Origin of the sequence: Bradyrhizobium sp. WBOS08, from assembly GCF_024585125.1 — a bacterium.
Taxonomy (GTDB): domain Bacteria; phylum Pseudomonadota; class Alphaproteobacteria; order Rhizobiales; family Xanthobacteraceae; genus Bradyrhizobium; species Bradyrhizobium japonicum_B.
Genome location: NZ_CP028988.1, coordinates 3,124,469 through 3,138,536 on the forward strand (window position 1 = coordinate 3,124,469; position 14,068 = coordinate 3,138,536).

Sequence of the window (14,068 nt, forward strand, 5' to 3'; positions counted from 1 at the left end):
AGGGGAGCGCGAACGGCATGAGGATGTCGATGGGTCGGGTGGGCCAGCATCTGCTGGAATTGGCCACCATCGCCGTGGTGGCGGCTGGTGTCACGCTGGCGACGGGTGGCGCGGCATTCGCCGAGGTCGGGCAGCCGGCTCCGTGGGAGTGGACGCTTCAGCAGTCCGGTTCTCCGGTGATGGACAACATCGTCTGGTTCCACAACTTCCTGTTCGTGCTGATCACGCTGATCACGCTGTTCGTTCTGGCGCTGCTCGTGGTCGTGGTCGTCAAGTTCAACGCGCGGGCCAATCCGGTGCCGTCGCGGACCACCCACAACACGCTGATCGAGGTGGCCTGGACGCTCGTTCCGGTGCTGATCCTGGTCGGCATCTCGGTGCCGTCGTTCCGGCTGCTGTTCCTCGAACTCGACATTCCGAAAGCGGATCTGACCATCAAGGCGACCGGCAAGCAATGGTACTGGTCCTATGCCTATCCCGATAACGGCAAGTTCGAGTTCGACTCGCTGATGGCGCAGGACAAGCAGCCCCGTCTGCTCGGCGTCGACAACGAGATGGTGGTGCCGGTCAACAAGGTGATTCGCGTCCAGACCACCGGCGCCGACGTCATCCATGCCTTCGCGGTGCCGGCTTTCGGCGTCAAGATCGACGCCATTCCGGGCCGCCTGAACGAGACCTGGTTCAAGGCCCCCAAGACCGGCATGTATTACGGTCAGTGCTCGGAATTGTGCGGCAAGGACCACGCTTTCATGCCGATCGCCGTGCGCGTGGTGAGCGAGCAGGAGTTCGCCTCCTGGGTCGAGACGGCGAAGAAGAAATATGCGAGCGGCGGCGCCAGCACCTACGCCTCCGCGGCCGGTCCGACGCAGTAGGCGTCGGATGACGGCTTGAGGCATTGGAAGCGATAGAAGGGCGGGACCTCCTGGAGGTCCGAATGGGACGCAAGGCAGGATTTGAACATGGCAACGAGCGCAGCGGCACACGGCGATCACGCCCACGGACATGACGAGCACGCCCATCCGACCGGATGGCGCCGCTACGTCTATTCGACCAATCACAAGGACATCGGCACGATGTACCTGATCTTCGCGGTCATCGCCGGCATCATTGGCCTGGCGATGTCGATCGCGATCCGCGCCGAGCTGATGTATCCGGGCGTGCAGGTCTTCCACGAGACGCACACCTATAACGTGTTCGTGACCTCGCACGGCCTGATCATGATCTTCTTCATGGTCATGCCCGCGATGATCGGCGGCTTCGGCAATTGGTTCGTTCCGCTGATGATCGGCGCGCCGGACATGGCGTTCCCGCGCATGAACAACATCTCGTTCTGGCTGCTGCCGGCCTCCTTCGCCCTGCTCCTGATGTCGACCTTCGTCGAGGGCGAGCCGGGCGCCAACGGCGTCGGCGCCGGCTGGACCATGTACGTGCCGCTGTCGAGCTCCGGCCATCCCGGCCCGGCCGTCGACTTCGCGATCCTGTCGCTGCATCTGGCGGGTGCCTCGTCGATCCTCGGCGCCATCAACTTCATCACCACGATCTTCAACATGCGCGCCCCGGGCATGACCCTGCACAAGATGCCGCTGTTCGTGTGGTCGATCCTGGTGACGGTGTTCCTGCTGCTGCTGTCGCTGCCGGTGCTCGCCGGCGCGATCACCATGCTGCTCACCGACCGCAATTTCGGCACGACCTTCTTCGCGCCCGACGGCGGCGGCGATCCGGTGCTGTTCCAGCATCTGTTCTGGTTCTTCGGCCACCCCGAGGTGTACATCCTGATCCTGCCCGGCTTCGGCATGATCAGCCAGATCGTCTCGACCTTCTCGCGCAAGCCCGTGTTCGGCTATCTCGGCATGGCCTACGCCATGGTCGCGATCGGCGGCATCGGCTTCGTGGTGTGGGCGCACCACATGTACACGGTCGGCATGTCCTCGGCGACGCAGGCCTATTTCGTCGCCGCGACGATGGTCATCGCGGTTCCGACCGGCGTGAAGATCTTCTCGTGGATCGCCACGATGTGGGGCGGCTCGATCGAATTCCGCGCGCCGATGATCTGGGCGATCGGCTTCATCTTCCTGTTCACGATCGGCGGCGTCACCGGCGTCGTGCTGGCGAACGCGGGCGTCGACCGCGTGCTGCAGGAGACCTACTACGTCGTCGCGCACTTCCACTACGTGCTCTCGCTCGGCGCGGTGTTCGCGATCTTCGCCGGCTGGTACTACTGGTTCCCGAAGATGTCGGGCTACATGTACAATGAAGGGCTCGCGAAGGCGCACTTCTGGGTCACCTTCATCGGCGTCAACCTGGTGTTCTTCCCGCAGCACTTCCTCGGCCTGTCCGGCATGCCGCGCCGCTACGTCGACTATCCCGATGCGTTCGCGGGCTGGAACCTGGTCTCGTCGCTCGGCTCCTACATCTCCGGCTTCGGCGTGCTGATCTTCCTGTACTGCGTGGTCGACGCCTTCATGAAGAAGGTGCCGGCGGGCGACAATCCGTGGGGTGCGGGCGCGACCACGCTGGAATGGACGCTGCCCTCGCCGCCGCCCTTCCATCAGTTCGAAGTGCTGCCCCGCGTGCAGTAAACGATCACCGCGGCGCCCGTGACGGGCGCCGCGGCTCTTCCAACGAAGCGAGTTGAATTCGTGTCCGTCCTCGACCAGAACGCCATCGACATCAATCCGCGCATCTCCGAGGCGGAGGTCGGCGACTACATCGCGCTGCTGAAGCCGCGGGTGATGTCGCTGGTGATCTTCACCGCGCTGGTCGGGATGGCGATGGCGCCGGGACACTTCCACCCCGTGCTCGCGTTCACCTCGCTGCTCTGCATCGCCGTCGGTGCCGGCGCCTCCGGCGCGCTCAACATGGCGCTCGAAGGCGATATCGACTCCAAGATGTCGCGCACGGCGAACCGGCCGATCCCGCGCGGCCGCATCACCCGCCCCGAGGCGATGGCATTCGGCCTGACGCTGTCCTTCTTCTCGGTGATGACGCTCGGCATCCTCGTCAACTGGATCGCAGGCAGCCTGCTCGCCTTCACCATCTTCTTCTACGTCGTGATCTACACGATGGGCCTGAAACGCTGGACCGCGCAGAACATCGTGATCGGCGGTGCCGCCGGCGCGCTGCCGCCGGTGGTGGCCTGGGCCGCCGTCACGGGCACGGTCGACGTCGAGCCGCTGCTGCTGTTCGCCATCATCTTCTTCTGGACCCCGCCGCATTTCTGGGCGCTGGCGCTGTTCCGCTCCGACGACTACGCGCGCGCCGGCATTCCGATGCTGCCCAACGTCGCCGGTCCCGATGCGACGCGGCTCCAGATCCTGCTCTACACAATCGTGCTGATCGCGGTCGCCGCCGCACCCTGGGCGCTCGGCTATTTCGACGCCGTCTACGGCATCGTCTCGCTGATCCTCGGCGCCGGCATGCTGGTGCTCGCGATCAACGTCTATCTGCGCCGCGAGCGAGCTGCGTCGCTGCGCGCGACCCGCAAGCTGTTTGCCTTCTCGATCCTCTATCTGTTCGCACTGTTCGCGACCCTGCTGGTCGAGGTCGTGGTCCGGGCGCTGGCTCCGATGGTTGGGGGCGCATGATCACAGCGATGGCCGACAAACCCGAGACAGACGGAATCGTCCTCACCGAGGCGCAGAAGAAGAGCCGTCGTCAGCGCTCGATCGCGATCGCACTCGCGCTCGGCGTGCTCGTGGTGCTGTTCTTCGCCGTCACCATGGTCAAGGGACCGGCAGTTCTCGTGCGGCCGATGTAGACGATGAATCAGGAGCCGACCATATCGCAGGACAGCGCCAAGCCGGGCGATCGCAAGCCGGCCGATCTTAAGCTGACCAAGCGCCGCGGGCTCGGACGCGATGCGGTGGTTGCTTCGATCTGCGGCGGCGTGGTCGCGCTGATGGTCGGCGCTTCCTACGCGGCGGTGCCGTTCTACAATTGGTTCTGCCGCGCCACCGGGTTCAATGGCACGACCCAGGTCGCGACCTCCGCGCCGGCCACGGGGCCGATCGCGCGGAGGATCTCGGTGCGCTTCGATTCCAACGTCGCGCCCGGCCTGCCCTGGAAATTCGAGCCGGAGCAGAACGAGATCGAGGTCAATATCGGAGAAGTCACGACCGTCTTCTATACCGTGACCAACCAGGCCGCGCGCACCACGGCCGCGCAGGCCGCCTACAACGTCGCTCCGCTGACGGTCGGCTCCTATTTCCAGAAGATCAACTGCTTCTGCTTCACCGAGCAGACCATGGCGCCGGGCGAGAAGCGGGAAATGCCGGTGGTGTTCTACGTCGATCCGTCGATCGCCGACGATCACGAGAACGACGGGCTGAACTCCATCACGCTGTCCTACACCTTCTATCCGGTGAAGGATCCCGTGGTGAAGCCGCTGGCATCGGGCGAAGGCGACAAGCGCAAGGGAAATCTCTGACCGCCGGGCTCGTGCTCGAAGGGTTGGAAAACGAGGGGACAAGTGCCTGGCAGGCACGGGATTGAGGAGAGAGACCGCAAATGGCAACGGCGCACACCAAGCATCACGACTATCACCTGGTCGATCCCTCTCCCTGGCCGTTCGTCGGCTCGCTTTCCGCTTTCATCATGGCAGTCGGCGCGGTCGCCTGGATGCACCACATGTTCTCTGCCGCGCCGATCGTGTTCGGGGTCGGCACCGTGGGCGTGCTCTACACCATGGCGAGCTGGTGGACCGACGTGATGAAGGAAGCCCAGTACAAGGGCGACCACACCCGCGTCGTGCAGCTGCATCACCGCTACGGCATGATCCTGTTCATCGCCTCGGAGGTGATGTTCTTCGTCGCCTGGTTCTGGGCCTATTTCAACGCGGCGCTGTTTCCGGCCGACGCCGTCCACGCCACCCGCGATGCGGTGTTCGGCTGCGGCCTCGGCACCCAGCCCGGCGCCTGCGCCGTCCCCGGCACTTGGCCGCCGAAGGGCATCGAGACCTTCGACCCCTGGCATCTGCCGCTCCTGAACACGCTGATCCTGCTGACCTCGGGCACCACGGTGACCTGGGCGCACCACGCGCTGCTCGAGAACGACCGCCAGGGCCTGAAATATGGCCTGATCCTCACAGTCGTGCTCGGCGCGCTCTTCACCTGCGTGCAGGCCTATGAATACAGCCACGCGGCGTTCTCCTTCGCCGGCAACGTCTACGGCGCGACCTTCTTCATGGCGACCGGCTTCCACGGCTTCCATGTGCTGGTCGGCACCATCTTCCTGCTGGTCTGCCTGTTCCGCGCCTATGCCGGCCACTTCACGCCGAAGCAGCACCTCGGCTTCGAGTTCGCCGCCTGGTACTGGCACTTCGTCGACGTGGTCTGGCTGTTCCTGTTCCTGTGCATCTACGTCTGGGGACGCGGCGCCGCGACCATGGCCGGCGCGCACTGAGCCGCGAGGAATCGACCAGAAAGGGCGGCCGCAGGGCCGCCCTTTCGCTTTTGGACCGCCGGAAAGTTTCGGCGAAAACTGTGATAGGGTCCGCCATCATGAATGACGCCGCCGGCAAACCCGAGCCCGAAACCACCGTCCTGCAGAGCGCGCTGCGCGGGCTTGCCTGCCGATGTCCACGCTGCGGCCAGGGCAAGCTCTATGCGGGCTTCCTGACGCTCGCGCCCGCCTGCGACCGCTGCGGCCTCGACTATGCCTTCATCGACACCGGCGACGGTCCGGCGATCTTCATCATCATGCTGGCCGGCGGGATCGTCGTTGCGGCGGCGCTCATCGTCGAGGTCAAATACCAGCCGCCGTACTGGCTGCATGCGGTGCTGTGGTTGCCGCTGATCCTCGCCACCACGCTGCTGCCGCTGCGTGCGATGAAGTCGCTGCTGATCGCGCTGCAATTCCACCACAAGGCGGCGCCGGGCCGGTTGGTCGACCGCGCGAAATGAACCAGCCTGCGCGCAAGCCTCGCGTGGCCGGCTTCGCGCTGTTCACGCTGTTCCTGGCGGCCGTCTTGGTCGCACTCGGCGTCTGGCAATTGCAGCGGCGAACCGCCAAGCACGAGCTGATCGCGGCGCTCACCGAGCGCCTGGCCACAGCGCCGGTCCCGCTGCCGCCGCCCGCGCTTTGGGCCAAGCTGAATCCCGCACGCGACGAGTTTCGCCGCGTCAGCTTCACCGCGACCTACGCGGCTCTGCCGGACGCGATGGTCTATTCGTCCGGCTCGGCGGTGCGCAAGGACGCCTCCGGCCCCGGCACCTGGGCCTTCCTGCCGGCGCGGCTTCCGAGCGGCGAGACGGTCGTGATCGACGCGGGCTTCGTCGAGAACACGATGCAGGACCGCGGCGTCGAGGATCGCGCGGTGAAGAAGCTCGTGACCGGGCAGCCGGTCGTGCTGACCGGTTATCTGCGCTTTCCCGAGGCATCCGGCTGGCTGACGCCCGCGGAGAACCGCGACAAGCGGCTGTGGTTCGTGCGCGATCATCCGGCCATCGCCAGCGCGCTCGGCTGGGGCACGGTGGCCCCGTTCTACGTCGATCTCGAGCAGCCGGCGCCCGAGAACGGCATTCCGCGTCCGGGCCCGCTCGACGTGCACCTGAAGGACGACCACCTGCAATACGCCGTCACCTGGTTCCTGCTCGCGGGCGCCGTGCTGATCGCCTTCGCCGTGTGGACCAGGGGCCGGCGACAGGGCTGAGCCGGACGGTCTCCGCGCGGGAACCCGGTATCGCCCGGGGTTTATTATTCAGCGCACATTCACGAGTGTGGTCCTAAGCCGCCGGTGTTTTTCGCGGCAGACAGGATTGCGGTGTGAGCGATTTCGATCAGATGGGAATTGTCGTCGACTGGGTGGACGCCTGCCGGAGCGGCGACCTCACGACCTTGCTCGACCTCTATGCCGACGACGCCCAGGTCGAATGCACGTGCAACGGCGCGCGGTGTTACCGCGGCCGGAGCGAACTCGAGGCCTATTGGCAGCCGCGGCTCAGCGCGTTCTCGCTGGCGGGTTTCGGGCTGGAGGAGATCCATCCGATGCCGCATGGCGTCGATCTCGAATATTCCGTCGCCGGCGCGCTGCGCATTCGCGCCTCGTTTCGCTTCAGTCCGGAAGGCAAGATCCACAGCACGCTGTGCGAGCCGGCGCGGCAGGCCGCGCATCACGGCTGCGCGTGCTAGGTTATTGTTTGAGCATGGTCTCTTTTCGGAAGACGCTGCGCACCTTTCAGAATCATGCTCTAGCTGCTGACCGGCGCCTCGCGTGTCGGTTCGGCCGGAAGGCGGCAGCGAACATAGGTTCGCTCGTCCACCCGCAGCAATGACAGCGAACCGCTGAGCGCGCGCACGCGCTCGTGCATGCCGGTCAGGCCGCGGCCGAAGACATTGTCGGCGGGGAAGCCGCCGCCGTCGTCCGAGATCTCGATGACCAGGCTCTCGCCGGCGATGGTCGCCTGGACATGGGCGGCGCCGGCCTTGGCGTGGCGCAGAACGTTGGTCAGCGCTTCCTGGATCACCCGATAGATGGTCCGGGCGAGCGCTCCGTCGATCACGTTGAGCTCCGGATCGATCGTGTTCGTCAGGGTGATGTGGGGGGCCTGCTTGCGAAAATTCCGGAGCAGCGTCTGCACGCTGGTCGCAAGGCCCAGCTCCTCGATGTAGAGCGGCCGCAGCCGATCGAGGATGCGGCGGTTGGTCTGCTGGAGCGCCTCGACCGATTGCAGCACTTGCTGGGCCGGGTTGCCGAGATTTCCCGCCGACGGCGCGGCCTCCACCAGCGCGATCGTGCCCGCGCGGATGCTGAACAGCAGCGGCCCGAGCTCGTCGTGCAGCTCGCGGGCGAGATCGCGCCGCTCGTCGTCCTGGAGCGATACCAGGCGATGCATCAGATCGCGATTGTCCTGGCTCAATTGCGCGAGCGTTGCAGCCAGCGCATTTGCTTCCGTACAGCTCCGCCGGATCTCCGGCGGCCCCCCGACCGGGATCGGCTTTGTGTAATCGCCGCGCCGCATCCGCGTCAGGCCTTCGCCGAGATGCTGCAGGGGTCGCAGCGCCGATCCCGCGAAGATGTAGGCGATGATCCCGGTGAGCAGCATCAGCGCGGCGACGAGGCTGGTCAGCGCGAGGAAGCCGATCCACTTCTCGAACAGGTCGGCTGACAGGTCGGGTAGGAACACGATATCGCCGATACGTCTGCCGTCGATCAGCACCGGAGCCGCAGCTTCCGTCTCCGGCTCCATGAGCAGCTCGACAAACCATTGCGGCACCCCCTGCAAATTTCGCACGGCGTCCTTTGGCGAGGGCGCAAGACCGCCTTCCACGGAACGGAAATGGATGTCCGGGGATCCGGCCAAGGAACGGGCAAAGGCGTCAAGCGTCTTCTGCGGATTGTCCGAGGCCCGCAAAGTGTCGTTGAGGGCGGCCGCGATGGTTCGGATGGAACGTCGAGCGGGCTCGTGCTCGTCGGCGAGCTGGCTGGTTGCGAATATCTGGAGCAGGACGCCGCCCAGGATCAGCGCCGCCAGAAAACTCGCGCCGAGCGGAAGAAACAGTTGCGTTCTGAACGAGAGTCGTTGCCACATTAGGTCAATTCTAACGCGCATCGGCGGAATTTGCTCTTTCCATTTGTTCCCGCCGGTCTATGAATCGAGAAACAAGAGAGCGCGCGATGCAAGAGACTGCCAAGCCGGGGACCCGGGTCCTGATTGTCGACGACCATCCCGTGGTGCTGTCGGGTTGCCGGACCCTGTTCGCTTCCGACCATTCGATCCGCATCGAGGAGGCGACGGACGCCAAATCCGGCCATCGCGCCTATGTCAGCAAGCGGCCGGACGTCGCGGTGATCGACATCAGCCTGCCCGATGTCTCCGGCTTCGAGCTGATGCGGCGAATCCGCAAGGACGATCCCGACGCCAAGATCATCATGTTCAGCATGAATGACGATCCGGCCTTCGTGGTGCGGGCCGTCGAGCTTGGCGCGCAAGGCTATGTTTCCAAGGGCGACGATCCCAGGATCCTGCTCAAAGCGGTGCGCAAGGTGGTCGCGGGCGACAATTTCATCTCACCGCAACTTGCGGAAGCCGTGACGTTTTCGGGGGCGGCGATCAAGGCCAACCCGGCCTCGCAGATGACGCCGCGAGAGCTCGAGATTCTCCGCCTGCTCGGACGCGGCGACAAGATCGTGGAAGTCGCGGAGGCGCTCGGCATCTCCTACAAGACGGTCGCCAACACCACGTCCCTGCTCAAGCAGAAGCTGGGGGCCAAGAACCATTCCGACCTGATCAGGATCGCAGTGGAAATCGGCATGAATTGACGTCCGGATGCTGGCGGCCCGGGCACTGACGGCCTGGGCACTGGCGGCCCGGAAGCACCGAACCGGCCGCTCCAGGACGCAGCCGGTTCGGCGGGACGGATCGGTGTCAGCGTGCAGCCGGGCAATGCATGGACACCGCCGACACCCATCCGCCGATTCCAATGGGGGGAGGCGGCATTCGTTCCCGACACCTCCAAGAGTTCGGGAAATACAAGAGTTCAGGAAATAGCGGCAATACGCGCCGCGCTTTGCTTGGATGCGCGCGCCAAGGGCCGGATTGTTATCGGGAAAAATAGGAACATTTTCGCCCCCTCGCCGTTTTGGCTCTTGACGGTTTCGTGACAGGCGACAAAAGGTTGCGGGAACAGTTTTGACGGGTCGGTGACCCCGATAGGCAAACCGGTCTGCACACATCAACGACAGACCTTCCAAGAGAGGGGTTGCGGCATGACCGCAGCCCCTTTTTCGTTGGACCGGGTCGAGGCGGGAAGCGGTTTCCTGATGCCGCAAAACACTTTATGGTGGCCCAAAGCCTCTGGCGGCTAACAAGTAATTTCATAAAATCAAAGGCTTAACGGGCGGCTCAGGCCGCCCGGCCTTTGGAGGGCAGTTTGACTCGTTATATCTCGACCCGGGGCGAAGCCCCCGAACTCGGCTTCTGCGACGTGATGCTGACCGGGCTCGCGCGCGACGGCGGCCTATATGTGCCGACCATCTGGCCGCAGCTCTCCACCGAGACCATCGCCGGCTTCTTCGGCCGTCCCTATTGGGAGGTCGCGGTCGACGTGATCAGTCCCTTCACCGGCGGTGAGATCACCGACGCCGAGCTCGGCCGCATGGCCAACGAGGCCTATGCGACCTTCCGCCACCCGGCGGTGGTGCCGCTGCGCCAGATGTCGCCGCACCAGTTCGTGCTGGAGCTGTTCCACGGTCCGACGCTCGCCTTCAAGGACGTGGCGATGCAGCTCATCTCGCGGCTGATGGACCATGTGCTCGCCAAGCGCGGCCAGCGCACCACCATCGTGGTCGCGACGTCAGGCGATACCGGCGGCGCCGCTGTGGAGGCTTTCGCCGGCCTCGAGAACGTGGACCTGATCGTGCTGTTTCCGCACGGCCGCATCTCCGAGGTGCAGCGGCGGATGATGACGACGACGGGCGCGGCCAACGTCCACGCGCTCGCCATCGAGGGCAATTTCGACGATTGCCAGGCGCTCGTGAAGGGAATGTTCAACAATCATCGCTTCCGCGATGCGACCTCGCTCTCCGGCGTCAATTCCATCAACTGGGCGCGCATCGTCGCCCAGGTGGTCTATTATTTCACTTCGGCCGTTGCCGTCGGCGCGCCGGCGCGTGCGGTGGATTTCGTGGTGCCGACGGGCAATTTCGGCGACATCTTTGCCGGCTACGTCGCCAAGCGCATGGGATTGCCGGTGCGGACCCTGCGCATCGCCGCCAACGTCAACGACATCCTGGCGCGCACGCTGAAGACGGGGATCTACGAGGTGCGCGAGGTGCACGCGACGGCGTCGCCGTCGATGGATATCCAGATCTCGTCGAATTTCGAGCGGCTGCTGTTCGAGGCCGGCCGGCGCGATGCGGCGGGCGTGCGCCGCCTGATGGACTCGCTGAAGCAGTCCGGGCGTTTCGTGCTGCCCGATGCGACGCTGGCCGCCATCCGCGAGGAGTTCGACGCCGGGCGCGCCGACGAGACCGAGACCGCGGCTGCGATCCGCGCCGGCTGGCGCGAGGCAGGCGAGCTGGTCGATCCCCACACGGCGGTGGCGCTTGCTGTCGCCGACCGCGACACCACGGACACGCGGGTGCCGAGCATCGTGCTCTCCACCGCCCATCCGGCCAAATTCCCCGACGCCGTCGAAGCGGCCTGCGGCCAGCGGCCGCAACTGCCGGCCTGGCTCGACGGTTTGATGACCAAATCAGAACACATGAAGGTGATGAAGAACGATCAGGCCGAGGTCGAGCGGTTCGTGCTGGCGGTCAGCCGCGCTGCAAAGCAGGGAGTTGCCGGATGAGCGTCGAGATTTCCAAGCTTGCCTCCGGCCTGACCGTCGTCACCGACAAGATGCCTCAGCTCGAGACCGCGGCGCTCGGCGTCTGGGCCGGCGTCGGCGGCCGTGACGAGAAGCCGAACGAGCACGGCATTTCCCATCTGCTCGAGCACATGGCGTTCAAGGGCACCACGAAGCGCTCCTCGCGCGAGATCGTCGAGGAGATCGAGGCGGTCGGCGGCGACCTCAATGCCGGCACCTCGACCGAGACCACGTCCTATTACGCCCGGGTGCTGAAGGCCGACGTGCCGCTCGCGCTCGACGTGCTCGCCGACATCCTCGCCAATCCGGCCTTCGAGCCCGACGAGCTGGAGCGCGAGAAGAACGTCATCGTGCAGGAGATCGGTGCCGCGCAGGATACGCCCGACGACGTCGTGTTCGAGCATCTGAACGAGCTCTGCTATCCCGACCAGCCGATGGGCCGCTCGCTGCTCGGCACGGCCAAGACCCTGCGCAGCTTCAACCGCGACATGCTGCGCGGCTACCTCTCGACGCATTATCGCGGGCCCGACATGGTGGTGGCGGCGGCCGGCGCGGTCGATCACGCTCAGGTGGTCGCCGAAGCCGAGAAGCGCTTTGCCAGTTTCGAGGCGGCGCCGGGGCCGAAGCCGCAAACCGCCCAGTTCGGCAAGGGCGGCGCCAAGGTGGTGCATCGCGAGCTGGAGCAGGCGCATCTGACGCTGGCGCTGGAAGGCGTGCCGCAGAACGATCCGTCGCTGTTCTCGCTCCAGGTCTTCACCAACGTCCTCGGCGGCGGAATGTCCTCGCGCCTGTTCCAGGAGGTGCGCGAGAAGCGCGGCCTCTGCTACTCCATCTATTCGTTCCACGCGCCCTATACCGATACCGGCTTCTTCGGCCTCTACACCGGCACCGATCCGGCCGATGCGCCGGAGATGATGGAGGTCGTGGTCGACATCATGAATGATTCGGTGGAGACGCTGACCGAGGCCGAGATCGCGCGGGCCAAGGCGCAGATGAAGGCGGGCCTGCTGATGGCGCTGGAGAGCTGCTCCTCCCGCGCCGAGCAGCTCGCCCGGCACGTCCTCGCCTATGGCCGGCCGCAGACGGTCGAGGAGCTGGTCGGGCGGATCGACGCCGTCAGCGTCGAATCGACCCGGGACGCGGCGCGTGCGCTGTTGTCACGGAGCCGGCCTGCCGTTGTCGCATTGGGCAGTGGCAGGGGTCTGGACACGGCGGTGGCTTTTGCGGAAGGATTGACCCGGGCGCGCGCCAAGGCGCGGCTGCACTAGGAGCCGCCCAACGGCGACCACCCCCGGAAGCATCACCATGGCCCTCTTTCGCCTGCCGTCCAGTGGACCCGCCGCCCTCGCACCGCGCGGCAACGGGCTGTTGTTGCGCGCACCGCAGATGTCGGACTTCCTGCAATGGGCTCATCTGCGCGAGTCCAGCCGCGACTACCTGACGCCTTGGGAGCCGATCTGGCCCTCGGACGATCTCACCCGCTCGGGCTTCCGCCGCCGTCTGCGCCGCTATTCCGAGGACATCGCCGCGGACCGCTCCTATCCTTTTCTGATCTTCCGCGAGCTCGACGGCGCCATGGTCGGCGGCATCACGCTGGCCAACGTCCGCCGCGGCATCGTGCAGGCCGGCACCATCGGCTATTGGGTGGGGCAGCCTCATGCCCATCGCGGCTACATGACGGCCGCGCTGCGGGTGCTGCTGCCGACATTGTTCGGCGAGCTCAACCTGCACCGGGTCGAGGCCGCCTGCATCCCCACCAATGCACCGTCGATCCGGGTGCTGGAGAAGTGCGGCTTCTCACGCGAGGGGCTTGCCCGCCGCTATCTCTGCATCAACGGGGTCTGGCAGGATCATTTGCTGTTCGGCCTCCTGCACGAGGATTTCCGCGGCTGAGCGGCCCGGTTCATGCGGCCAAGTCCCCCTTTTTGCTGCCTTGGGTTCGCCGATTTTGGCGATATAACCGCATGCCCCGGACCGCGATCGGCCGGACAATTGTCATTGGAGTATAGGCGTTGATGGTGCAGCAGCTTCGGTCATCGCGGAATGCGTTGCGGCTGGGAGGGGGACTCGCGCTGGCATTGTCGGTTGTGCTCGCCTCTGTCCCGCCGGTGAAGGCCCAATCTCTGACCGACCGCTTCAAGAGCCTGTTCGGCGGCAAGTCCGACGAGCCGGCCGAGCCGAAGCCGGCGCCTGCGCCCGGCCAGCCGGCCGAAGACGAGCTCGATTGCCCCCAGGTGACGGTGCGCGCGGGGGCCTCGACCTACGCGGTTGGCGTCCCGGGCAAGCCGGCCGTCGGCAACGACATTCGCTTCCAGGCCTCGATTACCAAGATGGCGCGCGAATGTGCCCGCAGCAGCGCCGGTATCACGGCCCGGATCGGCATCCAGGGCCGCGTCATCGCCGGTCCCGCCGGTGCCCCTGCCTCCGTCGAGGTGCCGCTGCGCTTCGCCGTCGTGCAGGGCGGCGTCGGCGAGAAGGTGATCGCCTCGAAGGCCTACCGGACCACGGTCGACATGACCCCGGGCGGCAGCGTGCCCTTTACCTTCGTGATCGAGGACATGACCTATCCGATGCCGGCCCCCGCGGTCGCCGATAATTACATTTTCTATGTCGGCTTCGACCCGCAGGCGCTCGCGCCGGAGCCGAAGGGGCGGAAGAAGAAATAGGGCAAGATGTTGCGGCAATCTCAGTTGTCATTGCCCGCGAAGGCGGGCAATCCAGTACGCCGCGGCTTCTCGGTTCAATCACCACTGCCTCTGGA

At 65.6% G+C, this 14,068-nt stretch carries 15 protein-coding genes; 14 read left to right on the plus strand and 1 reads right to left on the minus strand.

The features are described from left to right. Positions 1-17 precede the first annotated feature (17 nt). From coxB to DCM80_RS14910, 9 genes are all read left to right on the plus strand, one after another. On the plus strand, positions 18-872 hold the full coding sequence (gene coxB / locus DCM80_RS14870; protein WP_257197669.1) for a cytochrome c oxidase subunit II: 855 nt from the start codon (positions 18-20) through the stop codon (positions 870-872). A gap of 87 nt (positions 873-959) precedes the next feature. Beyond that, positions 960-2,579: a cytochrome c oxidase subunit I gene (gene ctaD / locus DCM80_RS14875; protein WP_257197670.1), complete on the plus strand. Its 1,620-nt coding sequence runs from the start codon at positions 960-962 to the stop codon at positions 2,577-2,579. 60 nt (positions 2,580-2,639) lie between these two features. Continuing rightward, positions 2,640-3,584: a heme o synthase gene (locus tag DCM80_RS14880; protein ID WP_257197671.1), complete on the plus strand. Its 945-nt coding sequence runs from the start codon at positions 2,640-2,642 to the stop codon at positions 3,582-3,584. Then, entirely contained in the window at positions 3,581-3,757 is a 177-nt protein-coding gene (locus DCM80_RS14885) for a hypothetical protein (RefSeq protein ID WP_063197888.1), read from the plus strand. Before DCM80_RS14880 ends, DCM80_RS14885 begins: the two co-directional genes overlap by 4 nt. A gap of 3 nt (positions 3,758-3,760) precedes the next feature. After that, positions 3,761-4,426 carry a cytochrome c oxidase assembly protein gene (locus tag DCM80_RS14890; protein ID WP_257197672.1) on the plus strand — a complete coding sequence of 222 codons (666 nt, stop codon included), beginning with the start codon at positions 3,761-3,763 and terminating at the stop codon, positions 4,424-4,426. Positions 4,427-4,506: 80 nt separating this feature from the next. Then, complete coding sequence (locus tag DCM80_RS14895) at positions 4,507-5,400, plus strand: cytochrome c oxidase subunit 3 (protein WP_028134047.1); 894 nt, start codon at positions 4,507-4,509, stop codon at positions 5,398-5,400. Between the two features lie 98 nt (positions 5,401-5,498). Continuing rightward, entirely contained in the window at positions 5,499-5,900 is a 402-nt protein-coding gene (locus DCM80_RS14900) for a DUF983 domain-containing protein (protein ID WP_028134048.1), read from the plus strand. Continuing rightward, a complete protein-coding gene (locus tag DCM80_RS14905) occupies positions 5,897-6,649 on the plus strand; it encodes an SURF1 family protein (protein ID WP_257197675.1) in 753 nt (250 codons plus the stop codon). Before DCM80_RS14900 ends, DCM80_RS14905 begins: the two co-directional genes overlap by 4 nt. 113 nt (positions 6,650-6,762) lie before the next feature. Next, positions 6,763-7,128, plus strand: coding sequence for a nuclear transport factor 2 family protein (locus tag DCM80_RS14910; protein ID WP_257197678.1), 366 nt, complete (start codon positions 6,763-6,765; stop codon positions 7,126-7,128). A gap of 59 nt (positions 7,129-7,187) precedes the next feature. Here the strand turns inward: DCM80_RS14910 and DCM80_RS14915 are convergent, their stop codons facing one another. Beyond that, positions 7,188-8,528: a histidine kinase gene (locus DCM80_RS14915; RefSeq protein WP_257197679.1), complete on the minus strand. Its 1,341-nt coding sequence runs from the start codon at positions 8,526-8,528 to the stop codon at positions 7,188-7,190. 86 nt (positions 8,529-8,614) lie between these two features. On the opposite strand from DCM80_RS14915, the gene DCM80_RS14920 reads away from it, so the two are divergent. The 5 genes from DCM80_RS14920 to DCM80_RS14940 all read left to right on the plus strand — a co-directional run bounded on the left by DCM80_RS14920 (position 8,615) and on the right by DCM80_RS14940 (position 13,973). Continuing rightward, entirely contained in the window at positions 8,615-9,259 is a 645-nt protein-coding gene (locus tag DCM80_RS14920; RefSeq protein WP_028134052.1) for a response regulator transcription factor, read from the plus strand. Between the two features lie 611 nt (positions 9,260-9,870). Next, a complete protein-coding gene (gene thrC / locus DCM80_RS14925; protein WP_257197680.1) occupies positions 9,871-11,289 on the plus strand; it encodes a threonine synthase in 1,419 nt (472 codons plus the stop codon). After that, on the plus strand, positions 11,286-12,575 hold the full coding sequence (locus tag DCM80_RS14930) for a pitrilysin family protein (RefSeq protein WP_257179469.1): 1,290 nt from the start codon (positions 11,286-11,288) through the stop codon (positions 12,573-12,575). The genes thrC and DCM80_RS14930 overlap by 4 nt, the downstream gene beginning before the upstream one ends. 37 nt (positions 12,576-12,612) lie before the next feature. Further along, complete coding sequence (locus tag DCM80_RS14935; RefSeq protein ID WP_011084002.1) at positions 12,613-13,200, plus strand: GNAT family N-acetyltransferase; 588 nt, start codon at positions 12,613-12,615, stop codon at positions 13,198-13,200. 122 nt (positions 13,201-13,322) lie between these two features. After that, positions 13,323-13,973, plus strand: a complete 651-nt coding sequence (locus tag DCM80_RS14940; protein ID WP_257197682.1) for a hypothetical protein — start codon at positions 13,323-13,325, stop codon at positions 13,971-13,973. The last annotated feature ends 95 nt before the right edge of the window (positions 13,974-14,068 follow it).